Here is a 14,311-nt window from a genome sequence, read left to right on the forward strand (position 1 = left end):
CGGAAGGCGGTCAGGCCTGTTGGTCCGGGGCGGTCTGTGCGGACTTGAGGAGGCGCAGAGCTCCCCTGGACAGGGCGACCAGGACGTCCACGGCCTCCTCGATGTCCGGGTAGCGGCCCTCCAGGTGCCCCATGGCCAGGGCGTTGGTGGCCGCGTTGATCCCTTCGGCGATCATCTCCAGGCGGCGGCGGTCACGGTCGTTGTCGGCCGTGTAGCCGAGAGCCGCCAGGTCGGCCGCGTGGTGGTCGCGGTAGACCCTCGCCGTCTCCAGGGCGAACTCACGCAGCGGGGAGGCGGGATCGTGCCGGGCCCGTTGCATGGCGCGCAGCAGCTCGGGGTGGCGGGAGATGGCCTCCAGCGGGATGCGGAAGGTGTCGCGGTGCCGTTCGGTGTCGCTGGGCGACTCCCTCGCCTGCCGCCGCGCCTCGCGCATGGCCCTGCGCAGCCGCTCGCCCCCCTCGTCGCCGAGGGCGCGCAGCAGGTCCTGCTTGTCCTTGAAGTGGACGTAGAAGCTGGACTGCGCGATGCCCGCGGCCTTGGCGACGTTGACCGTGGTCAGGCGTGTCTCGCCCTCCGCGTCGAGGATCTCCAGCGCGGCCCTGATCAGCCTGCGCCGGGTGAGGTCCTTGCCCTCGCTCCTGGTGAGCGGTGTGTTGGTCACAGGCCACCTTCTCTCGTTCACCGATAACTCTAGCCAGGCCAAGTCCCCGATAACGATCGCCATTGGGCTCTTGTGCGATTTTTCACCGATAGTACTATCGGTGAAATTGCGCCGGGGGCTGACCGGGAGGCACGGATGGAACGCTGCTGGAAGAGGGTGGCGGCACTTTCGCTGGCCACAGTGCTGCTTGTCGCGTGCAGCGGGCAACGGCCCGCCGCCGTTCAGGAGAGCGACGCGCCTGCCAGCCCATCGTCACCGACACCGGGCGGACGGCTGGTCTACGGACTGAGCGCCGACGCCAACGGGCTGAACCCGGTCACCGACCAGTTCGCGGCCCAGAGCTACAGCATGGTCGGCACGATCATCGAACCCCTGGTGAGCACCGACGCCGACGGCGACTGGAAGCCGTATCTGGCGGAGTCGCTCACCCCCAGCAAGACCTATGACGAGTGGGCGATCAAGATCAGGGAAGGCATCACCTTCCATGACGGGATCGCCCTGACCGGGGCCGTCGTCAAGGCCAACCTGGAGGCGCAGAAGGCCTCACCGCTCAACAACGCGGTGCTCCTGCCCGTCGAGTCCATCGAACTCACCGACCCCATGACCGTCACGGTCAAGCTCAAGCAGCCCTGGGTGGCCTTCCCCAGTTACCTGGACGCCCAGATCGGCATGATCGTGCCGCCGAGCTCGCTGCGTGACCCCAAGACGGCGAGCCTCAAGCCCGTGGGCACCGGGCCGTTCATCTTCAAGGAGTACGTTCCCGACAGCCGGATGGTCGTGACCAAGAACCCCGGCTACTGGCGCAAGGGCCTGCCGTACCTGGACGAAGTGGAGTTCAGGATCCTGCCCGACAGCCAGACCCGCGCCCAGACGCTCGAAGCCGGCGGCATCGACGCCATGGGCACCTCGCGCGACGAGGACATCACCAAGTACGGCGCGCTCAAGGACGCCTACAGCGTGCACCGCGCCCAGGGCATGGCCATCGCCGAGTACGCCTTCATGCTCAACACCGCCACCGCGCCGCTGGACGACGTACGGGTGCGCCGAGCGCTGGCCCACGCCACCGATCGCCAGGCCGTCATCTCGACCCTGCGCGGCGGACTGACCGAGGAGGCCGACGGCCCCTGGTCCAAGGACTCCGCGTGGTACTCCGACGCGGGCGACTACCCCGCCTACGACCTGGCCAAGGCCACCGCACTGGTCAAGGAGGTGGAGGCGGAGAAGGGACCGGTCAGGTTCGAGGTGATCTCCACCCCGGACCCCAACACCATGCAGGGCGTCGAGCTGGCCCAGGACATGTGGCGCAAGGCCGGCATCGAGGTGTCGATCAAGCAGGCCGACCAGGCCGACCTGATCAACCGCGCCGTCACCGGCAACTACGGCGCCACGGTGTGGACGGCGTTCTCCTCCTCCGACCCCGACGAGGAGTACATCTGGATGCACCAGGCCTACGCCAAGCCGGTCGGCGAGATCTCGCTCAACTTCACCCGCCTCAAGGACGAGCGGCTCAGCAAGGCCTTCGACATCGGCAGGACCAACCCCGACGAGGGCGCCCGCAAGCAGGCCTACGCCACCGTCCAGGAGCGGCTGCGTGAGCAGGTGCCGTACGTGTTCATCGACCATCTCAGCACCGGAGCCGTCATCGCCAGGGCGAACGTGCACGGCATCGAGGAGCGGACGCTCCCCGACGGGGAGAAGGGCCTGCCGCTGACCGGCTCCCCCATCCCCTACCACCCGTTCGCCCACCTCTGGGTCAGCCCACGGTGATCCTCGTGCGCCGGCTCGGCCGGCTGGTCATCGTGCTGCTCGTGGTGACGTTCCTGTCCTACGCGCTGCTGGCGCTGCTGCCGGGCGATCCGCTGACCCAGATCCTGGGCCTGTCGGCGACCGAGGAGGCACGCGCGCAGGTCAGCCGGGAACTCGGCCTCGACCAGCCCCTGCTGGTGCGCTACGCCTCCTGGCTCGGCGGCCTGGTCACCGGCGACTTCGGCACCTCCTACATCAGCCGGGTACCGGTCGCCGACGAACTCCTGGAACGGCTGCCGGTAACGCTGGAGCTGCTGGTCGCGGCGCAGATCGTCGCGCTGGGCCTGGCCGTCCCGGTGGCCGTGGCCGCCGCCCGCCATGCGGGCCGCGCGCTGGACCAGGTGCTCACCGCGGTGAGCTTCGCGCTGCTGTCCACCCCCGTGTTCGTGCTCGGCGTGCTGCTGATCCTACTGTTCGCCGTCACCTGGCAGGTGCTGCCCGCCACCGGCTGGACGCCGATCTCGGTGGATCTGGGATGGAACATCACCTCGGTGCTGCTGCCCGCCGTCACGCTCGGCTGCGGGCAACTCGCGGTGTACGCGCGGCTGCTGCGCACGGACCTGATCGCGACCCTGCAGGAGGACTACATCACCCTGGCCAGGGCCCGCGGCCTGTCGCCGCGCCGCATCCTGTGGCGGCACGCGTTACGCCCGTCGGCGATCTCGCTGGTCACCGCCGTCGGGCTCAATCTCGGCGCGCTCATCGGCGGCACCGTGATCATCGAGACGCTCTTCGGCCTGCCCGGCATCGGGCGGCTCATCGTCGACTCCATCTTTTCCCGGGACTACCTGACGGTGCAGGGAGGCGTGGTGCTGATCTCGGTCGGTTATGTGCTGGTCAACTTCGCGGTGGACGTGGTCTACGCCGCGGTGGACCCGAGGATCCGGCGTGCGTAGGCGCTTCGGTCCCGGGTTCTGGATCGCGACGGCCTGGATCGGGCTGGTCCTGGCCGCCGCCGTCCTGGCCGACGTGCTGCCGCTCCCCCGCTACGACGAGACGCTGGCCGGCCCGCCGCAGTCGGGCCCCAGCCTCGCGCACCCCTTCGGCACCGACGGCCTCGGCCGCGACGTGCTCAGCAGGGTCGTGTACGGCGCCCGCGTCTCCCTCGGCGTGGGCATCGGCGCGGTCGTCCTCGGCCTGGCCGTCGGCGCCCCGCTCGGCGTCCTGGCCGGATACCGCAAGCGAGCCGCCGACGCCGTCATCATGGCCGTCAACGACGTGGCGCTGGCCTTCCCCGCCCTGGTCTTCGCGCTGGCCGTGGTGGCCTTCGCCGGGGCGAGCCTGCGCAACGTGCTCATCGTGCTCGGCGTGCTGGGCGTGCCCGCGTGGGTACGGCTGATCCGCGGGGCCACCCTAACCTTCGCCGAGCGCGAGTTCGTGCTGGCCGCGCGGGTGCTGGGGGTTCGTGACCGCCGGATCCTCTGGCGGGAGATCATGCCCAACGTCGCGGTGCCGGCCGCGTCGTACGCCTTCATCGGGATGGCCGTGGTCGTGGTCGCCGAGGGCAGCCTCGCCTTCCTCGGCCTGTCGGTCCAGGCGCCCACCCCCACCTGGGGCGGACTCATCAACGAGGGCCGCACCCTGCTGGAGAACGCGCCGCACGTCGTGCTCGCACCCTCGGTGGTCATGTTCCTGACTGTCCTGTCGTTCAACCTGGTGGGTGACCGGCTCAGGGCGCTCAGCGACGTACGGCAGAGTGGGCTGGAGCCGGTGCGGCAGGCGGCGGCGGTGCTGCCGGTCGGTGCTCCCGCGCAGCCCGTCGCCGACGCCCTGCTGCAGGTCGACGACCTGCGCACGCACTTCGTCACCCCACGCGGCGCCGTCAAGGCCGTCGACGGCGTGTCCTTCACCCTGCGGCGCGGCCGCACGCTGGCCATCGTGGGCGAGTCCGGCTCCGGCAAGTCCATGCTGATCCGCTCCATCCTCGGCCTGCTGCCCGGCACGGACGTCGCCCGGGGTGGCCGCGTCCTCCTGGAGGGCGACGACCTCACCGCGCGCACCCCCGAGGAGCTGCGCCAGGTGCTCGGCCGCAGGCTGGGCACCGTCTTCCAGGACCCGATGACGGCGCTCAACCCGGTCCGCACCATCGGCACGCAGGTGGCCGAGCCGCTGCGGGTGCACCTCGGCATGAGCCGGCGCGCGGCCCGCGAGGAGGCCGCCCGGCTGCTCGCCTCCGTCGGCATCCCGGACCCCGATCGCCTGCTCGACCGCTACCCGCACCAGCTGTCCGGCGGCATGCGCCAGCGCGTCACCATCGCCATGGCCCTGTCCTGCGGGCCCGACGTGCTGTTCGCCGACGAGCCCACGACCGCGCTCGACGTCACCATCCAGGACCAGGTGCTGCGGCTGATCCACCGGCTGCGCGAGGAGCGCGACATGGCCGTCGTGCTGGTCAGCCACGACCTCGCGGTGGTGCGGGAGTGGGCCGACGATGTCATCGTGATGTACGCGGGCAAGGTCGTCGAGCAGGGGCCCGCGGACCAGATCTTCGAACGGACCCGCATGCCGTACACCGAGGCTCTGCTCCAGGCGGCGCCCCGCCTGACCGACCCCGCGCACCACCGGCTGCGCGTCATCCCCGGCCGGCCGCCGGACCTGGCCGCCACCCTCGACGGCTGCCCGTTCCACCCGCGCTGCGCCCACGCCCGGGACAGGTGCGCCACCGAGGCGCCACCGCTGCTGGCCGAGACCCCCGACCACCGCTACGCCTGCTGGTACCCGACCGGCTCGGCCGTCACCGAAGCAGCCGTCACCGGCTCGGCCGTCACGGAAACAGCCATCACCATCACTGAAGCCGCCGGAGCCGAAGGAGCCGACACTCATGGCCGGTAGCGGAACCGCGCACCTGCGTCCCCGCGACGAGGTGCTGCTCCAGGTGGAGGACCTGGTCGTGGAGTTCCCCGCCGGGCGGGGCCGTACTGTCAGGGCGGTCTCCGGGGTGAGCTTCGACCTGGCCAGGGGCGAGACCCTGGGCATCGTCGGCGAGTCCGGTTGCGGCAAGTCGAGCACCGCGCGGGCGCTCATCCAGCTCCCGCCGCCGCGCTCGGGGTCGGTACGGCTGGACGGCGTCGAGCTGACCGGGCTGCGCGGCGAGGCACTGCGGCGGACCCGGCGGCGGCTCCAGATGATCTTCCAGGATCCGATCTCGTCGCTGAACCCGCGCCGCCGCGTCCGCGACATCGTCGCGGAGGGGCCGCGGGTGTGGGGTGCGGGCGCCGGCGACGTGGACGAGGTGCTGGAGGCCGTGGGCCTGGACCCGGCGACCGCGGCGGTCCGGCGACCGCACGAGTATTCGGGCGGGCAGTGCCAGCGCGTCTCCATCGCCCGTGCCCTCATCCTGGAGCCCGAGGTGGTGATCTGCGACGAGCCGGTGTCGGCGCTGGACGTCTCGGTGCAGGCGCAGATCCTCGGCCTGCTGGAGGATCTCAAGGAGCGTTATCGGCTCACGCTGGTGTTCATCGCCCACGACCTGGCCGTGGTCAAGAACGTCAGCGATCGGATCCTGGTGATGTACCTGGGCAAGACGTGCGAGCTGGCACCCAGCGAGGAACTGATCGCGCGTCCCGCCCACCCCTACACCAGGGCGCTGCTCGCCTCCATCCCCGGCAGCGGACTCGGCCTGCCTCCGGCGGACCAGCTCATCGACGGCGAACCGCCCTCCCCCGTCAGCCCGCCCACGGGCTGCCGCTTCCGCACCCGCTGCCCTCGGGCGGCGGCCAGGTGCGCGCAGGAGGAGCCGCAGATCCGCCCGCTGAACGGCGGCTCCCACTTCGTCGCCTGCCACTTCCCCGAGATATCCGACTGAAGGAGGATTTATGGCCATAGATTTCACCCTTGCGCCCGAGCATGAGGAGATCCGCAAGCGGGTCCGTACCTTCATCCACGAGGTCGTGATCCCGGCGAGCGCGGAGCTGAGCGAGCGCGACCGCGACGGCTACCTGCGCGGCATCTTCGCACTCCGCGAGCAGGCCAAGGCCGAGGGACTGTGGCTGCCGCACATGCCCAAGGAGTGGGGCGGCATGGGCCTGGGCCATGTGGAGCTGGCCATGGTGCAGTCGGAGGCGGCCAAGACCCGGCTCGGCCCCTGGGTGCTCAACTGCAGCGCTCCCGACGAGGGCAACATGCACACCCTGCTGCACTGGGCGACCGACGAGCAGAAGGAGCGCTACCTGCGCCCCCTGCTGGACGGTGTGAAAATGTCCTGCTTCGCGATGACCGAGCCGGAGGTGGCCGGATCCGACCCCACCCTCATCCGCACCCAGGCCGTACAGGACGGCGACGAGTGGGTGATCAACGGCCACAAGTGGTTCATCTCCAACGCCCGCCGCGCCAGTTTCGCCATCCTCATCGCCAGGACCGAGCTCGACGTGCCGGAGGGCGCCCGGGGCGCGAACACCGCCTTCCTCATCGACCTGCCGCAGGAGGGCTGGAACGACGTCCGCGAGGTCGAGACCATGCACGGCTCGACCGGCCACAGCGAGATCGTCATCACCGACCTGCGCGTCCCCGACGGCCAGATCCTCGGCGGCCGGGGCAACGGTCACCGGCTCGGCCAGTATCGTCTCGGCCCGGCCCGCCTGGCCCACTGCATGCGCTGGATCTCACAGGCGGAGACGGCCCTGGACATGATGGTCGACCGCGCCCTGAACCGCTACAGCCACGGCTCACTGCTGGCGGAGAAACAGGGCGTCCAGTGGCTCATCGCCGACTCCGCCATGGAGCTCTACCAGTGCAAACTCATGGTCCTGCACGCCGCCTCCAAGATCGACAAAGGCGAGGACTTCCGCACCGAGGTCTCCATGGCCAAACACTTCGTGGCGAACAGCCTCAACCGCATCATCGACCGCGCCATCCAGGTGCACGGCGCCCTCGGCTACTCCACGGACACACCACTGGCGAACATGATGCAACACGCCCGCTGGGCCCGCTTCGCCGACGGCGCCGACGAGATCCACCAGATGCGCATCGCGGAGCGCACCATAGCCGCCTACCGGGCCACCGGCTCCACCAACGCCGCCACCGGAGGCCTCCCCCTCTGACGCGATCAACGCCGCCTTTGGTCTTCGCCTTCCTGGCCGACGCGGTCTCCTGCGGTGAGGTGGTTCGGCCGGTACAGCCGGGACGCCGATTCCGGTGATCGAGCAAGGCCGTCCCGATCTAAGCTGGCCTCATGACGCGCCGCAGACTTCAGTCGATCACGGTCGAGGGATACACCTCGATCCGCTCGGCCCAGGTCGAGTTGCGTGACCTCAACGTCCTGGTCGGTGCCAACGGCGCGGGCAAGAGCAACTTCATCTCCGCCCTCGCCCTGCTGGGCCGCATCGTCGACGGGGAGCTCAACCTCTTCGTCGGCCAGGCCGGCGGGGCCTCCGCTCTGCTGCACGGCGGTCCCAAGGGCGACGCGCGGATCGCGCTGCGGCTGGACTTCGCACCCAACGAGTACGAAGCGACGCTCCTCCCCGCGGCCGGCGACGAGCTGATCTTTGGAGAGGAACGCATCCGATTCCGCGGCAGAAACCATGCCGAGCCGTACGATGCTTCCCTGGGGCGAGGACACCGGGAAACCCGGCTGCTGGAGGAGATCGACAAGCGTGGACAGGCCTCCGTGGCCGGGCATGTGGTGGAGATGTTGCGCGGCTGCCGGGTGTTCCACTTCCACGACACCGGTCCCAACGCCCCCGTCAAGCAGACCGGATACGCCTCCGACAATCTCGCGCTCCACCCCGACGCGGGAAACCTGGCCGCCGTCCTGCTGCGCCTGCAGCGAAGTGACACCGCCTCCTACCGGCGCATCGTACGCACGATTCAGCAGGTCACCCCGTTCTTCCGGGACTTCGTACTCGCCGACGAGAACGGGCGGCTGCGGCTCCGCTGGCAGCAGGAAGGCTCCGATGTGGTCTTCCCCGCCGACGCTCTGTCGGACGGAACCTTGCGATTCATCTGTCTGACCACGCTGCTCAGCCTGCCCGACCTGCCCAACCTCGTCGTCCTCGACGAGCCCGAGCTCGGCCTGCACCCCTACGCCATCGTGCAACTCGCCGACATGCTGCGCGCCGCCGCCCACGACAGCCAGGTGCTCATCGCCACCCAGTCGGTCACGCTGATGAACCAGTTCGAACTCGACGACCTCATCGTCGTCGAACGCGCCGAAGGCGCCTCGGTCTTCGACCGCCCCGACCCCGAACGGCTGCGCGACTGGCTGACGGACTACTCGTTGGGCGAACTATGGGAGAAGAACCTGCTCGGCGGCAGGCCGCAAGCCGAGTCTCGGTGACCCCGATGCGCAGACTCCACATCTTGTGTGAAGGACAAACCGAAGAGACCGTCGCCCGCGAGGTCATCACCCCTTACCTGCAATGCGCCGACGTTTTCGTCACCCGATCCATCCTCACAACCAAACGCCCGGCAGGTGGCACTTCCTACAAGGGAGGGTTGTCCACCTGGGGCAAGCTCGCCACGGAGATCCGACTGCTCCTGCGTGACTCATCCATCACCACGCTGACGACCCTGCTGGACTACTACGGGCTCCCCGCCGACACTCCCGGAATGACGACACGCCCACCCGGTTCTCCGTACGATCGGGTGGCCCATGTCGAGCGCGCCATGGGCCAAGCCATCGGGGATCCCCGCTTCCTACCCCACCTGGTTCTCCACGAGATCGAAGCATGGGTGATCCTCGGCCATGAGGCCCTGGGCGAGCTCACCGGGGATGCCGCGCTCTCCCATGCCGCCCAAGCGATCGTGACCGACGCCCAGGGAGCCGAACTTGTCAACGACGGAGCCGATACGGCCCCCTCCAAGCGACTCCTGCGCCTCTATCCGCGCTACCGCAAGACGTCCGACGGCCCACTCGTCATCGCCGAGATCGGCATCGACGCCATCAGAAAAGGCTGTCCCCATGCCGACGCCTGGTTCACCGCCGTCAATACAGGTCTCATGAGGCAGCGGTGACAGGGCGACCCGCATCGGGTGGAGCCGCCGGTTCAAGCCCTGGTTTCTGGCCCCGTCGAGGTGAGGCCGCAGGATCGTAGAGTCTCGTCCAGCCGGCGAACGTACGTGGTGGTCGCCCAGGGCTCCAGTCGGGCTCGTGCCTGGTCGATCTCGTCGGCGAGCCGGGCCGAGCTGTGCTGCCTGGTGATGTGGGCGGCCTCCGTGAGTTTGGCGGTGGCCTCGGGGACCTCCTTCGCCTGCGCCAAGGCGTGGGCATATCGGGCCAGCATCATTCCCCGACGCCTCTTGAACTTCGGGTCTATCCCAGCCAAATGGTGCTCGGCCGTCTTTATGACCTGGCCAGGCTGATTCAGCCGGACCAGCAAGGCGGTTCTCCGGGATTTCACCACCGCCGGCGAGACCCAGTACAAGAACTCGCGTTCGTTGTCCTTCGGCGCCCCTGCCGAGACAAGCGCGCTTTCATGCGCGCGAGCACTCGCCGCCGCATTGCCCTCGGCGGCGTAGGAGAGTGAGAACAGCGTTTCGTGTAGCGGGGCCAGCAGTTTGTCCGGAGATCGGGCGGCCCAGCTCCGAACGGCGTAGGCATGGTCGAGGACCGAGGCGATCCGGTCCTGGTCAGCGGCCACCCGGCCGAGCCAGTAGTGCATGTAGGCGATCAACGTCGGATCGCCGAGGTCTAGTGCCGAGTGCAAGCCGTCGCGCAGAGGCTGCTCGGCAGCCGCGTAATCGCGTAGGTCATAAGTGAGAAAGCCGGCCAGCTGTGACAGTTGCGTATACGTGTCGAGGAGCCGGTCTCGTAGGGTCGGCAGCATCGACTCGCATGCGAGGAGCCTTCCGACCGCCGTCCGCTGTCCATGGATAACGGACAGCAGGGTCGCGGGGCCGGACACGTCGTCGGACTGCCGCGCGTGCAACGTCATCTTCTCGAAGGTCCGTACCGTGGCCTCGTCCGTCCGCCAGGTGTTGCGCAGCACCCCGGCCAGGCGTTCCTCCTCCTCCGGGGTGAGGACCCGCAGCAGATCGAGTGCACGGCTTCCGCCGAACACCAGAGCCAGCTCGAAGAGCAGTTCGCGTCGCTTCACGTCGGCCTCCTCGACGTCGATGGCACGCAGCAACCGCATGCATGACGCCGCGTCCACTGCCGTCCTGCCCGCAGACGTACGGTCTGCATCCGTCTTGGTGGTGACACGACTGTCCCGATTGGGCGGTGTGGGCTGGTTGGCGTCCAGATGGCGGAAGTCCGCGTCATCGAGCAGGACACGGTCAGCAGTCTCGTAAGAACCCACGACCGCCTCAGACAGCAGGCTCCGGGCCGTGGTTTCGTAGATCTCAGCCAGTACGGCCAGCACGCGGGCGGGCGGGCGGCGGCCCGCTTCCGGCCACCCCTCATAGTCGTACAGTCGCGAGTCGCGCAGTGCGGCGGTGCCCGCCGGGTCGGCGTCGTTGACCATGGACACGACATCGGCGGCGGTGCGGCCGTGCGCCAGCCGATGAAGCCGCAACGGGCTCACCTGGTGGGTGAGGGCGAGCACATCGGCGATCTGATCCCAGGTGAAGCCCTTCCCTCGCAGGTGCTGACTCCACGAGCGAGCTCGGAGCAGTACTCGGCAGCCTTCTCCGGACATCCGGACCACCTCCACTTCGGCTACCGATCGTAAAGGAATAGTCACATTGCGTGCGAAGGGTTGGGTGGTCGATCCGGGCCGCAGCGGGGCACCGATCATGGATGCGGCAGGCGCGCGCAGGTCGGCGCCGATGCCACCGGGGTGGTCCTGGAGGATGCGGTGGCGGTCCACCCGGCACGCCGGACCGGGCAACGTAGTGGCGACCGACCGAACCCCCTTATGCGTTCACGAGAGGTCCCCGTGCCCGACATCACCGAACCGGCGGCCGTACGCGCTCGCCCGCACATTCCCCTGCAGCGCGAACAGGACCCGAGCACCGGCCCATCCGGCTCGGTCCTCCGCGAACACATCGACGCGATGATCGACCTGCACCCCGGCGGCCTGACCTGGCGACGCACCTTCCCCGGCACCCTCGACCAGATCCCGTACGCCCGCCACTTCACCCGCTACCTCCTGGCCGAATCCGACCACCGGCACGACGCCGAACTGATCACCGGCGAACTCGCCGCGAACGCCGTTCGGCACACCACCAGCGGCCGCTCCAACGGAACCTTCATCGTCGAGATCTCCCGCACGACAGCCACGACCACCATCGGCGTCTACGACTACGGCCGGGGCGGCGTCCCCCGTTTCGGCAGGCTCTTCGGGATCGACGCGGAGCACGGCCGGGGCCTGGCCATCGTCGCCGCACTCGCCGACCAGTTCGGCTACGAAGGCGACGAGGAGATAGGGCACCGGGTGTGGGCGCGGATGGTCCAGCCCGGCGGCTGATCGAGTCGCCAGTAGCGCTCGCTGCGGTCGAGCGCGAGCTACGCGGCCGGATCCTGGACGAATACCTGGCGGATTACGAGCGCCGCAAGGGGCCGATCTCGAAGAAGGAGCAGGACCAGGCCCGGCGGATCTTCGACGAGGTATTCGCGGACTACGCAGAGGACGGCTGAACAGATCAGGGGGTCCGGCCGGGGCGGTGGTCGACGACGTGGTCGCCGGGGCCCGGGTAGGACATGATGAGCAGCCGCCAGGCTCCCTGTTCGTCCCCCTTCCAGGGGATCTGGCTCACGTGGACGCGGATCCGGTAGTGGCCTTTGCCGTGGGCGGCGAGGTCCGGGAGCGGGGCGCTGCCCAGCCCGTCGCTCAGGACGATGCTGCCGTCCGGGCTCTGGTAACCGACCTCGACGACGTGTGCCCAGCCCTTGGTCTCCATCGGCGGGCGGCGGGCGTACGTCTCGACGGTGACGCAGGAGCGGAGTGAGGTGCTGGCGAAGACGATGAGGTGGCCGGGGGCCGAGACGACCAGGTCGTTCTCCTGCGCGCGTTCCATCAGGTCGTCTTCGAAGGGGTCGTCCTCCGCTCCCTCTTCGTACGCCTCAAGGGGCAACTCCGGCCAGATGGGACTCTTCACCACCGTCGCCTTCACGGGCTTGATCAGGGGGCGGTGGCGGGGCACCTTGGCGCATTTACGCTGCTGCGCCGCCTCCCAGGCCAGCAACTCGCGCTGCTCGGCGTCGGCCGCCGCCTTCAGCGTGGCGGCGGCGCGAGGGCAGATGCCCGCCAGGAGGGTCGCCAGGTCCGCCGGGTCGAGACCGTCGCTCTCGCGGAGCCCGGCCAGCTCACGCGGGTCGGCGCGGGTGTAGACGCCGCACAGGCGGTGCCCGTAGACGATCAGCAGGCCGTCCGGCATGCCCTGCGCGAACGACGGCTTGCCTGATGTGCGCACTTCGCACACGAACGCCCGCCCACCGGTGATCGGCGGACGCGCGTTCCACCGCCGGTCTTCTTCCGCCCGCTCGCAGGCTCTCGCCGTGGTGACGGGCCCTGGCGCGTGGTCCGACACCGGGACGAGGACGAGCACCGCGATCGTGACCGTACAGGCGAGCGCCGCCCGTAACGGTCCGCGAGGGCCGTGCCCGCGTCCGGGCGCCGACTCCTCCCGACGGCTCCCGAGTTCGTGCGCGGTACGGGCCAGCCATACCAACCCGAACACGTCGAACACCTGGTTACCGATCGAAAACCAGTAGAAGGTGGCAAGACCTTCCGGGACGAGGGTGGAAACAGTCACCGGCAAGAAGAAGTCCGCTGCCAGCAACGCTCCCGACCACACCGTGACCCGGCTCCACCTGCCGTCCCTCGCCTGGGCGGCCAGCGTCAACACCATCCAGACGAACCACGGCAACCCGAGCAGCCGAAGGTAACCGACATCGAGCACCATGTACGTGAGCCCGGCCACCGGAACGTACACCCCCGCCACCAGCGCGACCGTTCGCACCACCCTGGAGGCCCGGTTGAGCACCCGGTAGAACAACACCACCAGAGCCACCCACAGGGCGTCCTCCAGGATGTCGACCCACCACGGTGAGGGGACGAACTCGAAGATCAGCGACGTGTACAGGACCACCCGCAAGAGGCGAGCGTCCCTGGCCGGCTCGGCCTTCCCGCTCATGGACCGCCCGCGCAGGATCTGCCACAGCCCCCAGCCCTGCAACATCCCCAGCGCCACCATCGGCAGCATCGTCGCCCACCCACCGGGACCATGGCCGAAAACACCGCTGGGGAGCCAGAGGTAACCGACGTCATCGGTCACCACGGTGACGACCGCCAACACGATGACCGCGGCGACGAATCCCCCGGATACCACGGCGGCGACCCGGCCGAACCTGTAGCTGCGCATCGGTCACTTCCTCGCATTTCCGGCAGGGGGCGCCCAACCCTAGCGAAGATCAAGTCCTACACTGGCGCGAGCGCCGTACGGAGGAGGTCGGATGGGGATCGTCGGGGTGGGGGTCGTGCTGACGGACCCGCAGGGGCGGATCCTGCTGGGCGAGCGGATCAAGGCCGGTGAGGAGCCGTCCTGGTGCCTGCCTGGCGGCGCGGTGGAGCCGGGCGAGACCTTCGAGGCCGCCGCCGTACGCGAACTGGAGGAGGAGACCGGCATCGGGGACGCCGGCCCGCCCCGGGTCACGGCGGTGATCGTCGACCACCCAGGCGGCGTCGTGCGCGTCACCGCGGCGGTGGCCATGCACACCAGGCCGCAGACCGTACCCCACACAACCGAACCGCTGGACAGCGACCCGCAGGCCGTACCGGACACGATCGAGTCCGGTCGGCCACGCGTGACCGAGCCGGAGGTGTTCCGGTCATGGCGGTGGTTCGCCCCGGATCAGCTGCCCGCGCCGCTGTTCCCCGCCACCGCCCAGGTGCTGGAGGCGGCACCGGCGACCCGCTACCGGGTGAACGAATCGTCCGCGCCGCCCGTCACGTAGGGCAAGGC

The 14,311-nt window shown here is 69.4% G+C and carries 13 protein-coding genes; 10 read left to right on the plus strand and 3 right to left on the minus strand.

Translation table 11 applies throughout. The features are described 5' to 3' along the window. Positions 1-10: 10 nt before the first annotated feature. Complete coding sequence (locus ACTMTF_RS13915) at positions 11-661, minus strand: TetR family transcriptional regulator (RefSeq protein WP_441110960.1); 651 nt, start codon at positions 659-661, stop codon at positions 11-13. A gap of 135 nt (positions 662-796) precedes the next feature. Between ACTMTF_RS13915 and ACTMTF_RS13920 the strand changes: the two genes are divergently transcribed. From ACTMTF_RS13920 to ACTMTF_RS13950, 7 genes are all read left to right on the plus strand, one after another. Continuing rightward, positions 797-2,428: an ABC transporter substrate-binding protein gene (locus tag ACTMTF_RS13920; RefSeq protein WP_441110961.1), complete on the plus strand. Its 1,632-nt coding sequence runs from the start codon at positions 797-799 to the stop codon at positions 2,426-2,428. A gap of 5 nt (positions 2,429-2,433) precedes the next feature. After that, complete coding sequence (locus tag ACTMTF_RS13925) at positions 2,434-3,363, plus strand: ABC transporter permease (protein ID WP_441110962.1); 930 nt, start codon at positions 2,434-2,436, stop codon at positions 3,361-3,363. Beyond that, positions 3,356-5,299 carry a dipeptide/oligopeptide/nickel ABC transporter permease/ATP-binding protein gene (locus tag ACTMTF_RS13930; protein ID WP_441110963.1) on the plus strand — a complete coding sequence of 648 codons (1,944 nt, stop codon included), beginning with the start codon at positions 3,356-3,358 and terminating at the stop codon, positions 5,297-5,299. Before ACTMTF_RS13925 ends, ACTMTF_RS13930 begins: the two co-directional genes overlap by 8 nt. Next, positions 5,289-6,272, plus strand: a complete 984-nt coding sequence (locus ACTMTF_RS13935) for an ABC transporter ATP-binding protein (RefSeq protein WP_441110964.1) — start codon at positions 5,289-5,291, stop codon at positions 6,270-6,272. Before ACTMTF_RS13930 ends, ACTMTF_RS13935 begins: the two co-directional genes overlap by 11 nt. A gap of 10 nt (positions 6,273-6,282) precedes the next feature. After that, complete coding sequence (locus ACTMTF_RS13940; protein WP_441110965.1) at positions 6,283-7,506, plus strand: acyl-CoA dehydrogenase family protein; 1,224 nt, start codon at positions 6,283-6,285, stop codon at positions 7,504-7,506. A 131-nt stretch (positions 7,507-7,637) separates the two neighbouring features. Then, a complete protein-coding gene (locus ACTMTF_RS13945; RefSeq protein WP_441110966.1) occupies positions 7,638-8,741 on the plus strand; it encodes an AAA family ATPase in 1,104 nt (367 codons plus the stop codon). Positions 8,742-8,746: 5 nt separating this feature from the next. Next, positions 8,747-9,418 carry a DUF4276 family protein gene (locus tag ACTMTF_RS13950; RefSeq protein ID WP_441110967.1) on the plus strand — a complete coding sequence of 224 codons (672 nt, stop codon included), beginning with the start codon at positions 8,747-8,749 and terminating at the stop codon, positions 9,416-9,418. 32 nt (positions 9,419-9,450) lie between these two features. Here the strand turns inward: ACTMTF_RS13950 and ACTMTF_RS13955 are convergent, their stop codons facing one another. Next, the gene (locus tag ACTMTF_RS13955) at positions 9,451-11,214 is read right to left on the minus strand and encodes a hypothetical protein (protein WP_441110968.1); all 1,764 of its coding nucleotides are present in this window, start codon (positions 11,212-11,214) and stop codon (positions 9,451-9,453) included. 69 nt (positions 11,215-11,283) lie between these two features. On the opposite strand from ACTMTF_RS13955, the gene ACTMTF_RS13960 reads away from it, so the two are divergent. Both ACTMTF_RS13960 and ACTMTF_RS13965 read left to right on the plus strand, forming a co-directional pair. Then, positions 11,284-11,814, plus strand: a complete 531-nt coding sequence (locus tag ACTMTF_RS13960) for an ATP-binding protein (protein WP_441110969.1) — start codon at positions 11,284-11,286, stop codon at positions 11,812-11,814. Continuing rightward, complete coding sequence (locus ACTMTF_RS13965) at positions 11,784-11,984, plus strand: hypothetical protein (protein WP_441110970.1); 201 nt, start codon at positions 11,784-11,786, stop codon at positions 11,982-11,984. The genes ACTMTF_RS13960 and ACTMTF_RS13965 overlap by 31 nt, the downstream gene beginning before the upstream one ends. A gap of 5 nt (positions 11,985-11,989) precedes the next feature. On the opposite strand, the gene ACTMTF_RS13970 is transcribed toward ACTMTF_RS13965, so the two are convergent. Continuing rightward, entirely contained in the window at positions 11,990-13,711 is a 1,722-nt protein-coding gene (locus ACTMTF_RS13970) for a hypothetical protein (RefSeq protein ID WP_441110971.1), read from the minus strand. A gap of 91 nt (positions 13,712-13,802) precedes the next feature. Here ACTMTF_RS13970 and ACTMTF_RS13975 point away from each other — a divergent pair, with 91 nt between their 5' ends. Continuing rightward, entirely contained in the window at positions 13,803-14,303 is a 501-nt protein-coding gene (locus ACTMTF_RS13975) for a nucleotide triphosphate diphosphatase NUDT15 (protein ID WP_441110972.1), read from the plus strand. Positions 14,304-14,311 lie beyond the last annotated feature (8 nt).

This window comes from Nonomuraea sp. ZG12 (assembly GCF_052068115.1).
In the GTDB taxonomy this organism is placed as follows: domain Bacteria; phylum Actinomycetota; class Actinomycetes; order Streptosporangiales; family Streptosporangiaceae; genus Nonomuraea.